We start from the raw sequence: 12750 nt of genomic DNA, 5'->3' as shown, positions 1-12750 counted from the left end.
TTCTTCGGAAGGGCCTTTTCATTTTAAGTGTTTTTGAGCGGACAGGTCGCGTTAGAGTGCCTCCCGAAAAGTGTGAAACGGTTTTCGGACAAAGATGCGCGTTAAAACAAATATTTAGAGTGCCGATCTGATCCAATCAGATCGGCACTCTAAATGCAGATGCTCTTTTCTGCGTCATGATCTATTTTTAGGATATGTCTTCGAGTCGCTCCCCCAGTTCTCAACCTCATTCAGCAGAACAAGCCAAAGCCTTGCGTTGGTTTTTTCGCGGTACGCGACGCATTATCAGCGTGCCAGCAATCTTGCTGATGAGTTCCTTCATTGGCTTTTCAGGATTGGCGATTGAAAGCGGGATAACTGTCGGGCAGGCCGTTTTCATGACGCTGACCATCTGGGCACTGCCTGCGAAGGTGGTTCTGATCGGCGCAATCAGCGCTGGCGCCTCAATCCCTGCGGCAGCATTGGCCGTTGGATTGTCGTCTGTCCGTTTGATGCCCATGGTCGTAGCGCTTCTGCCGGAGCTGAAAGGACCAAAGACCCGAAAACTGACGCTCGCAGCTCTTTGCCATTTTGTGGCAGTTACCGCCTGGGTCATGGCAATGGAAGAGCTGCGCAATATACCGCGCGACATGCGTACAAGTTACTTCGCTGGAATTGGTACGGTTCTTGTCGGCACAAATGCGCTGGTCGTCGCGGTGGTTTATTTGCTCTCCGCGTCATTTCCACCGGTGGTGTTCGCAGCGCTTTTCATGCTTACGCCGATGTATTTTCTTACATCACTCTGGCGTTCGGCGCGCGAACGGGCAGGGCAGATTGCCATGGTATCGGGGATCGTGTTGTTCCCGATTTTTCATCAGTTCGTACCAGGCTACGATTTGTTGATGACGGGTATCGTGGGCGGATTGATTGCGTTTGCTTTTCACCGATCGCGTAATCCGGGCAAGGATGTGGCCAAATGAACTGGGATAGTTTTTCCGACTGGTGGTGGCCGTTTGTCTTCATCCTGCTTGCAGGCGCGCTTCCGACTTATTTCTTCCGCGTCATGGGGGTGATCGTTGGCGGTCGTGTACGCGAAGATTCGGAAGTGCTGGTGTTTGTTCGCTGTGTCGCAACAGCACTTGTTGCAGGTGTGATCGCGCAACTTATTCTGTACCCGAACGGGGAGCTTGCCAACTCCCCGATGTGGCTGCGTGTTGGATCAGCTGCGGCTGGCTTTGCCGCCTATCTCATTGCTGGAAAGCGCCTGCTTGTCGGTATTCTGGTAGCAGAAGCGCTGCTGATAGCCGGTTTGCTAAGCTTATAAAGTCATTTCTCATCAAAGTGCTGCGCGGATCTTCTCAGCATTTGCTGTAAGTACGGCAGCGTCTTCCATTTTCCCCGTATGTGGCTTGAGTTCTACGCCTTCAAAACGCGGGATAACGTGGAAGTGCAGATGGTAAACTGTCTGGCCTGCGGCAGGTTCATTGAATTGAATGACAGTGACGCCATCGGCGTTGAACGCCTTCTTGACCGCATTGGCGATCTTCTGCACGACCTGAATGGTTTCAGCCAGAGTTTCGGGCTTGGCGTCCAGCAGATTGCGGGATGGCGCTTTGGGAACCACGAGCGTGTGACCCGTTCCCTGTGGCATGACATCCATGAAAGCGACAACATTATCCGTCTCGTAAACACGCGTTGACGGAATTTCGCCGCGCAGGATTTTTGCGAAGATGTTGTTGTCATCATAGGTGGCGGACATGCTGTTTTCTCCAGTTCAGTCTTTTATTCGTGTGGTGGCGGTCATTCGTGCCTGAAAGGTGTATGCTCTTCCAGTGCCGCATGTATCTGTTCAACTTCGCGTCGTTCGTGTTCCAGATAGTCGCTAACCGCTCTACGGAAACCTTCATGCGCAATGTAATGCGCGGAATGCGTTGTAATCGGAATATAGCCACGGGCGAGTTTATGTTCACCCTGCGCTCCTGCTTCGACGATCCGTAATTTGCGGTTGATCGCGAAGTCGATTGCCTGATGGTAGCAGACCTCGAAATGAAGATAGGGATGATCCTCGATACAGCCCCAGTGTCGTCCATAGAGCGTGTCGCTGCCAATGAAATTGATCGCGCCTGCGATATAGCGTCTGTCGCGACGCGCCATGACGAGCAATATGTCGTCGGCCATCGTCTCGCCAATCAGCGAGAAAAACTTACGGTTGAGGTAAGGACGTCCCCATTTGCGGCTGCCGGTATCGATGTAGAACTCAAAAAAGTCATCCCATACGGCTTCAGTCAGATCGCTACCGGTCAGCCAGTCGACTTCAATGCCTTCTGAAAGAGCGTCGCGCCGTTCTTTTTTGAGTGCTTTGCGCTTTCTGGAAACGAGCTCATTTAGAAAGTCATCATACTTGGAAAAGCCATTGTTTATGAAATGAAACTGTTGATCCGTCCGATGCAGAAAATTAGCCGATTCAAGCGCAAAAATCTCGCTTTTCGGCGCAAAAGTGACATGAGCTGAAGACGCACCGGTCTGGTCCGTCAATTGGCGTAGCCCGTTTGCGAGAGCAAGTTGAACCGCATCGGGTTCAAACTCTGCGTGATGGAGTAAGCGTGGGCCCGTTGCAGGCGTGAAAGGAATTGAAGCCTGAAACTTGGGGTAGTAGCGCCCGCCAGCGCGCTCGAAGGCATCGGCCCAACCATGGTCGAAGACATATTCGCCCTGACTATGCCCCTTGAGGTAGTTTGGCACAGCGCCGATAAGATAGCCCTTGTCGTCTTCAAGGCGCAGATGTCGCGGCAACCAGCCCGCATGCTGCGACACGGATCCGGATTGTTCGAGTGCGTTCAGAAAGGCGCGAGAAATAAAGGGATTGTAGTTTCCGCCTTGCCGGGACGTGCCGGCAAGGCGGTTCCATTCGTCTTCCGAGAAATCGCCGATGCCTTCGACGACGCGGAGAACGAAGCTTTGCTCTGTCTGCCTTTCATCGTCGCCCATCGCCGAATTTTCCTGTTAAGCCAACATCGACCGAGGATCGAAACCTTCAAAGGTAATCTGATCCACGTTGAGATCGCTATGCTTCTTGGTCTCCGCATCGCGGACTGTCCAGCTGATAACCGGAAGGTTGAGCTTTTCGCGCACAAAGCTGACAAACGGATTCGGCAGATGATGCACATTGTAAGACACGAAGGAAATCTGATGCGCGAGCATCGAGAAGTGGGCTTCAAAATCCTTGGTGCGCGTGCCTTCCGCAGTCAGTCCGCCGGGAATTCCTGGCGCGTCGCTTGCAAACAATCGAACCAGGTGGTGGTCGAATGACATGATCGCCGCTTCGCCGTTATAGGAGGCCAGCTCTTTGGCTACAGCGGCAACCAGACCATCGTCACGGCCTTCAATGCCCTTAAGCTCGATGACGACCGGCACACGACCGGCAACGAGCTCAAGCATCTGGCGCAGTGTCGGCGCATGATCTTGAGTGCCGCCAATGCGCAGCTCAGAGGCTTCTGTAAGTGTGAGGTCACTGATGCGGCCTTCGCGCCCGGCGAGGCGCTTGAGGTCGTCATCATGAAAAACGATGACACCGCCATCCTTGGTGAGATGTACGTCGCATTCGATTGCAAAGCCTGCTTTTGCGGCAGCATCAAAGGCTGCGAGCGTGTTTTCCCAGCGCTCATTGTTGAGATCGTGCAGGCCACGATGCGCAATTGGCTGTTTTTTGAGCCATTCAGGAGATGACATTATGCAACCTCGATGATTGCTTCGATTTCAACCGGTGCATTGAGCGGCAGGCTTGCAACGCCGACGGCCGAGCGTGCATGCTTGCCCGCATCGCCAAGGACTGCGACGAGAAGATCAGATGCGCCATTGGCAACTAGGTGCTGTTCGACGAAATCGGCGGTTGAGGAAACGAATACGGTGATTTTTACGATCCGCTTTATGCGGTTCAGGTCACCGAGGGCTGCCTTTGCCTGCGCCAATATATTGACGGCACATGCGCGCGCTGCAGCCTGACCATGTGCAACGGTAAGTGCATCGCCAACCTGGCCGGTGTGTACGAGCTTGCCATTTTCGAGCGGAAGCTGGCCCGATGTGAGCAGCAGAGAGCCCGTTTGTGCGAAAGGTACGTAGTTTGCAGCTGGTGCTGCGGCTTCTGGCAAAGATATACCCAGATTTTTAAGACGGCTGTCGATTGTGTCGGTCATTCCATTAATCCTTACTAACTTAACGCCTTTCGCACCCGATATATGAGATAGAATCGGTGAAGCTTTTGGGGAGGGTGCGTTTTTTGCCTCGCTTCCGCCATGAGTTTTTTTATCATGCTCCTCAACAGATCGGGAGATTCATGTATGCGTTTTTTGAGTATGGCATTTGCAGCAAGCGGAGCAGCGGTTTGCGTTTGGGGTAGTTCGGTCGGCGTTGCCGCCGCTGCTTCAACGGTTGCGTTGGTTCCGCATCGCGCAGTGTATGATCTCACATTGGATCGAGCCGATGAAAAATCCGGGATCAGTGGACTTACCGGTCGTATGGTCTATGAGTTCAACGGCTCGGCCTGCGAAGGTTATACGACGAATTTTCGTTTCGTAACGCGCATCGATATGGATGAGCAGCCACAGCGGGTGACCGATCAGCAGACGACGACCTTTGAAAGCGGCAACGGCAAGGACTTCCGTTTCGTCAACAAGACCTTTGTCGATAAGGAACTGGTCAAGGAAGTGCGCGGCGATGCCAAGGTTGAAGGCGGCAAGACGGTTGTCTCCCTGTCCAAGCCCAAAGAAGACAATATCGATCTGAAGGCGACACAATTCCCGACGACTCATATGGAAGAGCTGATCGGAAAGGCACAAGCAGGTGAGAAGTTCTACCAGACTTCTCTTTATGATGCGTCGGAAGATGCCGATCGTGTTGTCGCAACGACGGTTGTTGTCGGCAAGGAGCAGGAAGCCAACGGCGACGAAACCAAGGCTATGGGCAAGTTCACGAAGGACAATGTCTGGCCGGTGACGATTTCCTATTTCGATGACAAGGAAAAGCAGGATGGTCTGCCGATCTATCGCATCAACTTCAAGCTCTACCGAAACGGCATCACGCGCGATCTGACCATGGATTATGGTGATTTCTCCATGCGTGGGAAACTGGTCAAGCTTGATGTGTATGATGATAAAGCGGATAAGAGTGCGTGCGATAAGTAGGTTATCTTTTATTTAATAGAGTAACTTGTATTTTATTGGCGCTGTCATTATTATGGCAGCGCTATTTTTATTTCAAATAATTAAACAATATTATTTTATCAGGTGCTGATATGGGGAAAATTCCATTATTTGCATTATTGCTTATTACTGCATCGACTTATTCTTTTTATGCAAATGGCAAAAGTAATTCTCTGCCGCGTGCTACACTAATGCAGTGTAAGGCTATCAACAAAGCACAGGTCGCAGCGCTTTTTGATCGCTGGAATGCATCTCTTAAAACGGGTGATCCGCGCAGAGTTGCCCATAACTACACGCATGATGCTGTGCTTCTGCCAACATTGTCGAGCAAGGTTCGCCTGACGGATGAGGAGCGCATTGATTACTTCAAGAGCTTTCTGAAAAAAGGCCCCGTCGGTCGTATCGACAGCCGGAAAATTCGTATCGGATGTAATGATGCCATCGATACGGGAAACTATACATTCAGCTTTAAAGACGGCACAAAGGCCGCAGCTCGCTTTACCTTTACTTATGCATGGAACGGCAGAGCGTGGCTGATTACCAGTCATCACTCATCGGCATTGCCTGCTACACAATAGAAAGCGAAGCGTATCTCGACGCTCGTTTAAGGTCTTTGGGGTGCGCTTTAAAAAGGGGTTCCATATATATGGAGAGAGAAATACGATCTCTCCTGAAGCTATGTAACCGTGTTTTCAATTTTGTAATGCAGATGCAGGGCTTGCATTTATTGGCGCGATAAGTTAACAGCGCGCCTATTCCACACACGGGATTGGGCTTTTGCAGGGAGAAATCCTGCCTCAGCCTCCGGTGGCGAGTAATCGCCTCAGCCCGTGGAGGTTCAACCGGAAAAGGAAAATACAGATGGCATTGCCTGAATTCAGCATGCGTCAGCTTCTGGAAGCTGGTGTTCACTTCGGTCACCAGACCCACCGCTGGAACCCAAAGATGGCTCCTTACATCTATGGCGACCGCAACAATATCCACATTCTCGATCTGTCACAGACCGTTCCTCTGCTGCATAACGCGCTGAAGGTCGTTTCGGACACCGTTGCTCGCGGCGGTCGCGTTCTGTTCGTTGGTACGAAGCGTCAGGCTTCGGACATCATTGCTGACGCAGCAGCCCGTTCGGCTCAGTACTACGTCAATGCCCGCTGGCTCGGCGGCATGATGACCAACTGGAAGACGATCTCGAACTCGATCCAGCGTCTGCGCAAGCTTGACGAAATTCTCGCAGGCGACGCAGTCGGCTATTCGAAGAAGGAACGTCTGAACCTCGAACGCGAACGCGAAAAGCTTGATCGCGCTCTCGGCGGCATCAAGGACATGGGTTCGGTTCCTGACCTTATGTTCATCGTCGACACCAACAAGGAAGCAATTGCTATCCAGGAAGCCAAGCGTCTTGGCATTCCAGTTGTTGCTGTTATCGATTCGAACTGCGATCCAGACCAGATCGACTACCCAATTCCAGGCAACGACGACGCTGCGCGCGCTATTTCGCTCTATTGCGATCTGGTTGCTCGCGCTGCTCTCGACGGCATTGCACGTCAGCAGGGCGCTATGGGTATCGACGTTGGTGCACAGGTTGAAGCTCCTGTTGAGCCAGCTCTCGAAGCTCCTGCTGAAGGCGCATAATCAGCGCTCATGAATTTCATCCATCCGTCACATGACGGGTGGATAACTTCATTCGTTCCGATGCAATCAGCGTCGGTTAAAAGTTGGCACACCCATCCGGTGTGCCTTCGCTTTCGTGAAAGGCGACACAATGAGCATTTCCGCATCACAGGTTAAAGAACTCCGCGAACTGACCGGCGCAGGCATGATGGACTGCAAGGCAGCGCTTGCTGAAACCAACGGTGACATCGAAGCCGCTGTTGACTGGCTGCGCGCCAAGGGTATGGCAAAGGCTGACAAGAAGGCTGGCCGTACGGCTGCTGAAGGTCTGGTTGGTGTTGCAGCTTCCGGCAACAAGGCTGTTGTTGTTGAAGTCAACTCCGAGACCGACTTCGTTGCTCGTAACGATGCATTCCAGGATCTCGTTCGCAAGATCGCTCAGGCTGCTCTGTCGACCGATGGTTCGTCGGAAGCTGTTGCTGAAGCAAACATTGACGGCAAGTCGGTGACGCAGGCTGCAAAGGACGCAGTTGCAACCATTGGTGAAAACATCAGCTTCCGTCGTTCGGCAGCTCTTGAAGTTTCGCAGGGTGCAGTTGCTACATACATCCACAACGGCGTTGCAGACGGCCTCGGCAAGCTCGGCGTTCTCGTTGCAATCGAAACCGCTGGCGACGTGGAAGCTGCAAACGCATTTGGCCGTCAGGTTGCAATGCATGTTGCTGCGATCAACCCGCTCGCTCTGACTGCTGCTGACGTTGATCCGGCTGCTGCTGAGCGTGAAAAGGCTATTTTCATCGAGCAGGCTCGTGAATCCGGCAAGCCAGACAACATCATCGAAAAGATGATCGAAGGTCGTATGCGCAAGTTCTACGAAGAAGTTGTTCTTCTTTCGCAGGCTTTCGTTATCAATCCAGACCTGACTGTTGAAGCAGCACTCAAGGAAGCTGAAAAGTCGATCGGCGCTCCTGCGAAGATCATTGGCTTTGCACGCATCGCTCTCGGTGAAGGCATCGAGAAGGAAGAAAGCGACTTCGCTGCTGAAGTTGCTGCTGCTGCCAAGGGCTAACAGCCTTTCGAAGTGTATTTTGTTTTTGTCTTGCCGCATTATCCCATGCAAAAGGCTCAGGCACTTTGCTGGAAATGCTTAAAAGGCTTTTGATTATGAAGGGCATCGCGTGACAACGCGGTGCCCTTCGTGTATCGGAACCCCAATAGTAACAGTTGATCATGATCTGCGGAGAACACTCCATGCCCGTTAAGTCCGCCTATAAGCGCGTTGTCCTCAAAGCATCCGGTGAAGCATTGATGGGCAGTCAGGGCTTTGGCATTGATGTGTCGGTTGCTGATCGCATTGCCAGTGACATCGCTCAGGCGCGGGATCTGGGTGTTGAAGTGGGGGTCGTGATTGGCGGCGGAAATATTTTCCGCGGCGTAGCAGTTGCCTCGAAGGGTGGAGACCGAGTCACCGGCGACCACATGGGTATGCTTGCAACGGTGATCAATTCTCTGGCTCTGCGTACTTCGCTTCACAAGATTGGCGTGGATGCCGTTGTTCTTTCCGCCATAGCAATGCCTGAAATCTGCGAGAGCTTCTCCCAAAGAAAGGCGACTGCTTATATGGACGAGGGAAAGGTTGTGATTTTCGCAGGTGGCACCGGTAATCCATTCTTCACAACAGACTCGGCCGCAGCACTGCGCGCTGCCGAAATTGGTGCGGACGCGCTTCTGAAGGGCACGCAGGTTGACGGTATTTATTCGGCCGACCCGAAGAAAGAGCCGAATGCAACACGTTTTGACACGCTCACGCACAAGGAAGTTCTCGATCGCGGGCTTGCAGTGATGGATACGGCTGCAGTTGCCCTTGCGCGTGAGAACAACATTCCGATAATAGTCTATTCCATCCATGAAAACGGCGGCTTGGCCGAAATTCTGCAAGGCAAGGGACGTTGCACGATCGTTTCCGATAATTGATCGGCAATATTGATCGTTTGTCTTGTTGCGCACTGAAGGAGAACACGTATGAGCGATGTTTTTGACATCAACGACCTGAAGCGACGCATGGAAGGCGCAGTCAATGCCCTGAAGCATGACCTTGGTGGTCTGCGTACGGGCCGCGCTTCTGCAAGCTTGCTCGAACCAATCACGATTACGGCTTATGGATCTGAAATGCCGATCAATCAGGTTGCCAATATTACTGTGCCTGAATCGCGTATGCTTTCGGTTTCTGTTTGGGACAAGACCATGGTCGGCGCGGTTGAGCGCGCGATTCGTGATTCCGGTCTTGGCCTCAATCCAATCACCGATGGCATGACGCTTCGCATTCCTTTGCCAGAACTCAATGAACAGCGCCGTAAAGAGCTGGTCAAGATCGCACATCAGTATGCTGAACAGGGCCGTATTGCTGCGCGTCACGTTCGCCGCGACGGTATGGACACGCTGAAGAAGCTCGAGAAAGACGGCGACATCAGCCAGGATGACAGCCGCGGTCTTTCTGAAAAGGTTCAGAAGCTCACTGATGATACGATCGCCGAAATGGATAAGATCGTTTCGGTCAAGGAAGGCGAGATCATGCAGGTCTAGTTTCCTGATTTCAAAGTCTGCACGATTTCATATGATGATCGAATACAGGCTTTGAAACCAAGTGTTACTAGAAACAATTTGTTGCCAGTGTCTGGTAAGTTATGAAATTCTGATTGCGTTTTTTGAAGCGCTAAAGATTTATGACGTTAGGCACTGGCTGTGCATGATTTATCAATGAGGAGAGCTTTGCCATGTCCGATCCGCGCCACATAGCCATTATTATGGATGGCAATGGCCGTTGGGCGAAGGCACGCGGTTTGCCGCGCAGCGCCGGGCACAGAGCCGGAGTTGAAGCTTTACGCGAGACAGTGAGGGGCGCGGGTGATCGCGGCCTTGGCTATCTTACCCTTTTTGCATTTTCTTCCGAGAACTGGTCACGTCCGAGCGGTGAAGTCGGCGACCTTATGGGGTTGCTGAAGCTTTTTATCCGTCGCGACCTTGCCGAGCTGCATCGCAATAATGTTCGGGTGCGGATTATTGGCGAGCGGGAAGGGTTGGCAGCCGATATTTGCGGATTGCTCGGTGAAGCCGAGACACTGACGCGGCACAACACTGGCCTTAATCTGATTATTGCTTTCAATTACGGTTCGCGTGATGAAATTGCGCGTGCAGTCAAAAGTCTGGCGCGTGATGTCGCTGCAGGACGTCTTGACCCGTCATCTATTTCTGCTGAACTGATCTCTGCCAATCTGGACACCGCAGGTATTCCCGACCCGGATTTGATCATTCGCACGAGCGGAGAAATGCGGCTTTCCAATTTTCTGCTTTGGCAGGCTGCTTATGCAGAATTTCTGTTTGTTCCTGGCCACTGGCCAGACTTCAAGCCTGCCGATCTCGATACAGCCTACGAAGTCTTCCGTCAGCGCGAGCGCCGTTTCGGTGGCGTGGAAGTGCGCGACAAGCTCGAAGAGTGTTCACCCGCAATCGAATGCACGTCAGCAAAAGGTGCAGCGGTTTGATGCGGCCTGTCCGCTCCATCGAAGGGTATAAATGTCAAATCTGCAAACTCGTATTCTGACTGCCATAGTTCTCGGCACCGCGGCCCTCTGGCTGACCTGGATAGGCGGGTTGGGGTTCACCCTGTTTTCTATCGTCATTGGGTTGGCGATGTTTTATGAGTGGACTGAACTCAGTGCGACGAAGCAGACGTCATTCTCACGCATTTTCGGTTGGGTCTGGCTGCTTGCCACCTTCATTCTTCTGATTCTTGATCGAAGCGCTTTGCTGACAATTGGCGTGTTGCTTGCCGGTTGTATCATTCTTTTGGCAACCCAGTGGAAGACCGGGCGCGGATGGCCTGCTGCGGGTCTTTTCTATGCTGGTTTTTCAGCTATCTCCCTTTCGCTGCTGCGTGGCGATGAGCCGTTCGGTTTCACAGCTATATGTTTCCTTTTTGCGGTCGTATGGTCGACTGATATTGCAGCTTATTTCAATGGACGCGCTTTGGGCGGCCCCAAGCTTGCACCGCGCTTTTCGCCAAACAAGACCTGGTCAGGGGCTTTGGGTGGTGCTGCGGCAGCTGTTGCCGGTGGCATTCTGGTCGCCTCGCTTGTGGCCGCTCCCGGTAGTTGGATCGTGCCATTGCTTGCCCTTTTGCTGTCTATCGTTTCGCAGATCGGCGATCTTGCAGAATCATGGGTAAAGCGTCAGTTCGGCGCAAAGGATTCAGGGCGTCTTTTGCCGGGACATGGCGGTGTTCTGGATCGGGTAGACGGACTTGTGGCGGCGGCAGCACTTCTATACCTCTTTGGTGCCATTATCGCCGAACCAGATGTGCCATCTGCAATCTTTTTTAGTTTCTGAGAGCGTATGAATTCGTAGGAGTGGTGATTTGCAGGAGGCTCTGGCCTTTTTTATCGGCAGTGAAAGTCTGCTTGTCGGAACCATAATTCCATTTCTGTTTGTGCTGACGGTCGTCGTTTTCGTGCACGAAATGGGGCACTATCTCGTGGGCCGCTGGTGCGGCATTGGTGCAAGCGCCTTCTCTGTAGGATTCGGACCTGAACTGATCGGTTTTACCGATAAGCACGGTACACGTTGGAAGCTTTCGGCGATTCCCCTTGGCGGCTACGTAAAGTTTCTGGGCGATGAAAGTGCTACGAGCTCACCTGTGGGTGTGGATAACTCCAATCTCAGCGCAGAAGAACAGAGCAGGGCTTTCCATACTCAGCCGGTCTGGAAACGCGCTGCGACGGTTTTTGCTGGCCCTGCTTTCAACATCATTCTTACGGTTGTCATCTTCAGCGTGTTCTTTGCGCTCTATGGTCGGCAGATTGCCGATCCGCTTGTCGCCGGCGTTCAGCCGGGCAGCCCGGCTGCTGAAGCCGGGTTCGAGCCGGGTGACCGCTTTGTTAGTGTTAATGGGGAGAAGATTACAACTTTCTCCGATGTTCAGCGGATTGTTTCTGGTCGTTCGGGCGATGTGCTGGACTTCACTGTCGAGCGCAATGGCAAGATGGTGGACCTGAAGGCCACGCCTGCGCTCGTTGAACGTACTGATCCTCTGGGCAACAAGGTCAAGATGGGAGCGATCGGCGTGGAAACCACGCAGGCGGTCGGAAATTTCCGCCGCATTGAATATGGTCCGCTCGAATCAGTCGGGCAGGCTATTGTTGAAACCGGGCATATCATCAGCCGGACTGGCGAGTTTTTTCAACGCTTTGCCGTTGGTCGTGAAGATAAATGCCAGCTCGGCGGACCGGTGAAAATTGCCAATATGGCGGGTAAGGCCGCAAGTCAGGGATTTGACTGGCTTATCCAGCTGACTGCGATGCTCTCCATCGGTATCGGGCTTTTGAACCTGTTTCCCTTGCCGCCGCTGGATGGTGGGCACTTGGTTTTCTATGCCGTGGAAGCGATCAAGGGCAGCCCTGTGTCTGTTTGGGCGCAGGAAATTTTTTATCGTGTTGGATTCCTCGTTGTGATGGGATTCATGGGGTTCGTACTTTTCAACGACCTGTTTGCCTGCTAGATCACTGTCCGGCTGGTTGACGGGGAACTGGGTCGCGCTGCTGATCTGGCGAGACTATCCACCGCAAGAAGCGCTACGCACGGCGAAAGCTGTGTAGAGGTGTTAATCAGAAATGAACGTTGGGAGTGAGGACTGGAAAAGCGTAGTGATTTGTTTACCATAACCGTTAAATCGCGTGGCACGGATGTCACGCTGGTTGCTTAAGTAAACAGATTTTAACCGTGACGCTTGCTTGTATAGAAAAACCGGCTATTACGGTTGTATCTATACGTGCATTTCTGGGAAATTCGCCCCGGGGACAGAAAGAAACGAAGGTTCGGAAAGCCTATGACGGCAAGTTCTAAATTCTTTGGCGCCGCTTCAGCGCTCGCCATGTCGGTGGCTCTTGTAGCTTCGGGTACAGCTGCG

The 12750-nt window shown here is 52.6% G+C and carries 16 protein-coding genes; 11 read left to right on the top strand and 5 right to left on the bottom strand.

The features are described 5' to 3' along the window. The first annotated feature begins 308 nt into the window (after nucleotides 1–308). A complete protein-coding gene (locus CEV33_RS06755; protein ID WP_235818375.1) occupies nucleotides 309–959 on the top strand; it encodes an AzlC family ABC transporter permease in 651 nt (216 codons plus the stop codon). Next, nucleotides 956–1303, top strand: coding sequence for an AzlD domain-containing protein (locus tag CEV33_RS06750; protein ID WP_094539717.1), 348 nt, complete (start codon nucleotides 956–958; stop codon nucleotides 1301–1303). Before CEV33_RS06755 ends, CEV33_RS06750 begins: the two co-directional genes overlap by 4 nt. Before the next feature lie 12 nt (nucleotides 1304–1315). Here the strand turns inward: CEV33_RS06750 and CEV33_RS06745 are convergent, their stop codons facing one another. The 4 genes from CEV33_RS06745 to CEV33_RS06730 are packed head-to-tail and all read right to left on the bottom strand — an operon-like array spanning nucleotide 1316 to nucleotide 4172. Beyond that, nucleotides 1316–1738, bottom strand: a complete 423-nt coding sequence (locus tag CEV33_RS06745) for an HIT family protein (RefSeq protein WP_094539716.1) — start codon at nucleotides 1736–1738, stop codon at nucleotides 1316–1318. 41 nt (nucleotides 1739–1779) lie between these two features. Further along, nucleotides 1780–2967, bottom strand: a complete 1188-nt coding sequence (locus tag CEV33_RS06740; RefSeq protein WP_094539715.1) for a GNAT family N-acetyltransferase — start codon at nucleotides 2965–2967, stop codon at nucleotides 1780–1782. A gap of 15 nt (nucleotides 2968–2982) precedes the next feature. Then, nucleotides 2983–3708: a glycerophosphodiester phosphodiesterase gene (locus tag CEV33_RS06735; protein WP_094539714.1), complete on the bottom strand. Its 726-nt coding sequence runs from the start codon at nucleotides 3706–3708 to the stop codon at nucleotides 2983–2985. Next, nucleotides 3708–4172: a RidA family protein gene (locus tag CEV33_RS06730; protein ID WP_024897077.1), complete on the bottom strand. Its 465-nt coding sequence runs from the start codon at nucleotides 4170–4172 to the stop codon at nucleotides 3708–3710. Before CEV33_RS06730 ends, CEV33_RS06735 begins: the two co-directional genes overlap by 1 nt. 144 nt (nucleotides 4173–4316) lie before the next feature. Here CEV33_RS06730 and eipB point away from each other — a divergent pair, with 144 nt between their 5' ends. The 9 genes from eipB (at nucleotide 4317) to rseP (ending at nucleotide 12342) form a co-directional block, all read left to right on the top strand. Further along, nucleotides 4317–5159, top strand: coding sequence for a cell envelope integrity protein EipB (gene eipB / locus CEV33_RS06725; RefSeq protein WP_094539713.1), 843 nt, complete (start codon nucleotides 4317–4319; stop codon nucleotides 5157–5159). Between the two features lie 209 nt (nucleotides 5160–5368). Beyond that, on the top strand, nucleotides 5369–5755 hold the full coding sequence (locus tag CEV33_RS06720; RefSeq protein ID WP_208620167.1) for an SgcJ/EcaC family oxidoreductase: 387 nt from the start codon (nucleotides 5369–5371) through the stop codon (nucleotides 5753–5755). A 283-nt stretch (nucleotides 5756–6038) separates the two neighbouring features. Further along, a complete protein-coding gene (rpsB, locus tag CEV33_RS06715) occupies nucleotides 6039–6809 on the top strand; it encodes a 30S ribosomal protein S2 (RefSeq protein ID WP_094539711.1) in 771 nt (256 codons plus the stop codon). Nucleotides 6810–6939: 130 nt separating this feature from the next. Then, complete coding sequence (gene tsf, locus CEV33_RS06710) at nucleotides 6940–7857, top strand: translation elongation factor Ts (RefSeq protein WP_094539710.1); 918 nt, start codon at nucleotides 6940–6942, stop codon at nucleotides 7855–7857. Between the two features lie 182 nt (nucleotides 7858–8039). Beyond that, entirely contained in the window at nucleotides 8040–8762 is a 723-nt protein-coding gene (gene pyrH / locus CEV33_RS06705) for a UMP kinase (RefSeq protein ID WP_094539709.1), read from the top strand. A gap of 48 nt (nucleotides 8763–8810) precedes the next feature. Next, nucleotides 8811–9371: a ribosome recycling factor gene (gene frr, locus CEV33_RS06700; protein ID WP_094539708.1), complete on the top strand. Its 561-nt coding sequence runs from the start codon at nucleotides 8811–8813 to the stop codon at nucleotides 9369–9371. Nucleotides 9372–9541: 170 nt separating this feature from the next. Further along, on the top strand, nucleotides 9542–10330 hold the full coding sequence (locus tag CEV33_RS06695) for an isoprenyl transferase (protein ID WP_268875803.1): 789 nt from the start codon (nucleotides 9542–9544) through the stop codon (nucleotides 10328–10330). A 31-nt stretch (nucleotides 10331–10361) separates the two neighbouring features. After that, entirely contained in the window at nucleotides 10362–11174 is an 813-nt protein-coding gene (locus CEV33_RS06690; protein ID WP_094539706.1) for a phosphatidate cytidylyltransferase, read from the top strand. A 28-nt stretch (nucleotides 11175–11202) separates the two neighbouring features. Further along, nucleotides 11203–12342, top strand: a complete 1140-nt coding sequence (gene rseP, locus CEV33_RS06685; RefSeq protein WP_094539705.1) for an RIP metalloprotease RseP — start codon at nucleotides 11203–11205, stop codon at nucleotides 12340–12342. A 215-nt stretch (nucleotides 12343–12557) separates the two neighbouring features. On the opposite strand, the gene CEV33_RS24230 is transcribed toward rseP, so the two are convergent. Beyond that, nucleotides 12558–12750: hypothetical protein (locus CEV33_RS24230; RefSeq protein ID WP_208620166.1), on the bottom strand; the 193-nt coding region annotated here is incomplete at its 5' end.

Origin of the sequence: Brucella grignonensis, from assembly GCF_002252505.1 — a bacterium.
Classification (GTDB): domain Bacteria; phylum Pseudomonadota; class Alphaproteobacteria; order Rhizobiales; family Rhizobiaceae; genus Brucella; species Brucella grignonensis.
The sequence above is the reverse complement of the archived record's forward strand: the minus strand, read 5'-3'. Positions and strand labels throughout refer to the sequence as shown.

Excerpts from the sequence above, each read along its gene's own strand:
- CEV33_RS06755 (WP_235818375.1), top strand. The coding sequence starts at position 309 with ATGAGTTCCTTCATTGGCTTTTCAGGATTGGCGATTGAAAGCGGGATA.
- CEV33_RS06750 (WP_094539717.1), top strand. The coding sequence starts at position 956 with ATGAACTGGGATAGTTTTTCCGACTGGTGGTGGCCGTTTGTCTTCATC.
- CEV33_RS06745 (WP_094539716.1), bottom strand. The coding sequence starts at position 1,738 with ATGTCCGCCACCTATGATGACAACAACATCTTCGCAAAAATCCTGCGC.
- CEV33_RS06740 (WP_094539715.1), bottom strand. The coding sequence starts at position 2,967 with ATGGGCGACGATGAAAGGCAGACAGAGCAAAGCTTCGTTCTCCGCGTC.
- CEV33_RS06735 (WP_094539714.1), bottom strand. The coding sequence starts at position 3,708 with ATGTCATCTCCTGAATGGCTCAAAAAACAGCCAATTGCGCATCGTGGC.
- CEV33_RS06730 (WP_024897077.1), bottom strand. The coding sequence starts at position 4,172 with ATGACCGACACAATCGACAGCCGTCTTAAAAATCTGGGTATATCTTTG.
- eipB (WP_094539713.1), top strand. The coding sequence starts at position 4,317 with ATGCGTTTTTTGAGTATGGCATTTGCAGCAAGCGGAGCAGCGGTTTGC.
- CEV33_RS06720 (WP_208620167.1), top strand. The coding sequence starts at position 5,369 with ATGCAGTGTAAGGCTATCAACAAAGCACAGGTCGCAGCGCTTTTTGAT.
- rpsB (WP_094539711.1), top strand. The coding sequence starts at position 6,039 with ATGGCATTGCCTGAATTCAGCATGCGTCAGCTTCTGGAAGCTGGTGTT.
- tsf (WP_094539710.1), top strand. The coding sequence starts at position 6,940 with ATGAGCATTTCCGCATCACAGGTTAAAGAACTCCGCGAACTGACCGGC.
- pyrH (WP_094539709.1), top strand. The coding sequence starts at position 8,040 with ATGCCCGTTAAGTCCGCCTATAAGCGCGTTGTCCTCAAAGCATCCGGT.
- frr (WP_094539708.1), top strand. The coding sequence starts at position 8,811 with ATGAGCGATGTTTTTGACATCAACGACCTGAAGCGACGCATGGAAGGC.
- CEV33_RS06690 (WP_094539706.1), top strand. The coding sequence starts at position 10,362 with ATGTCAAATCTGCAAACTCGTATTCTGACTGCCATAGTTCTCGGCACC.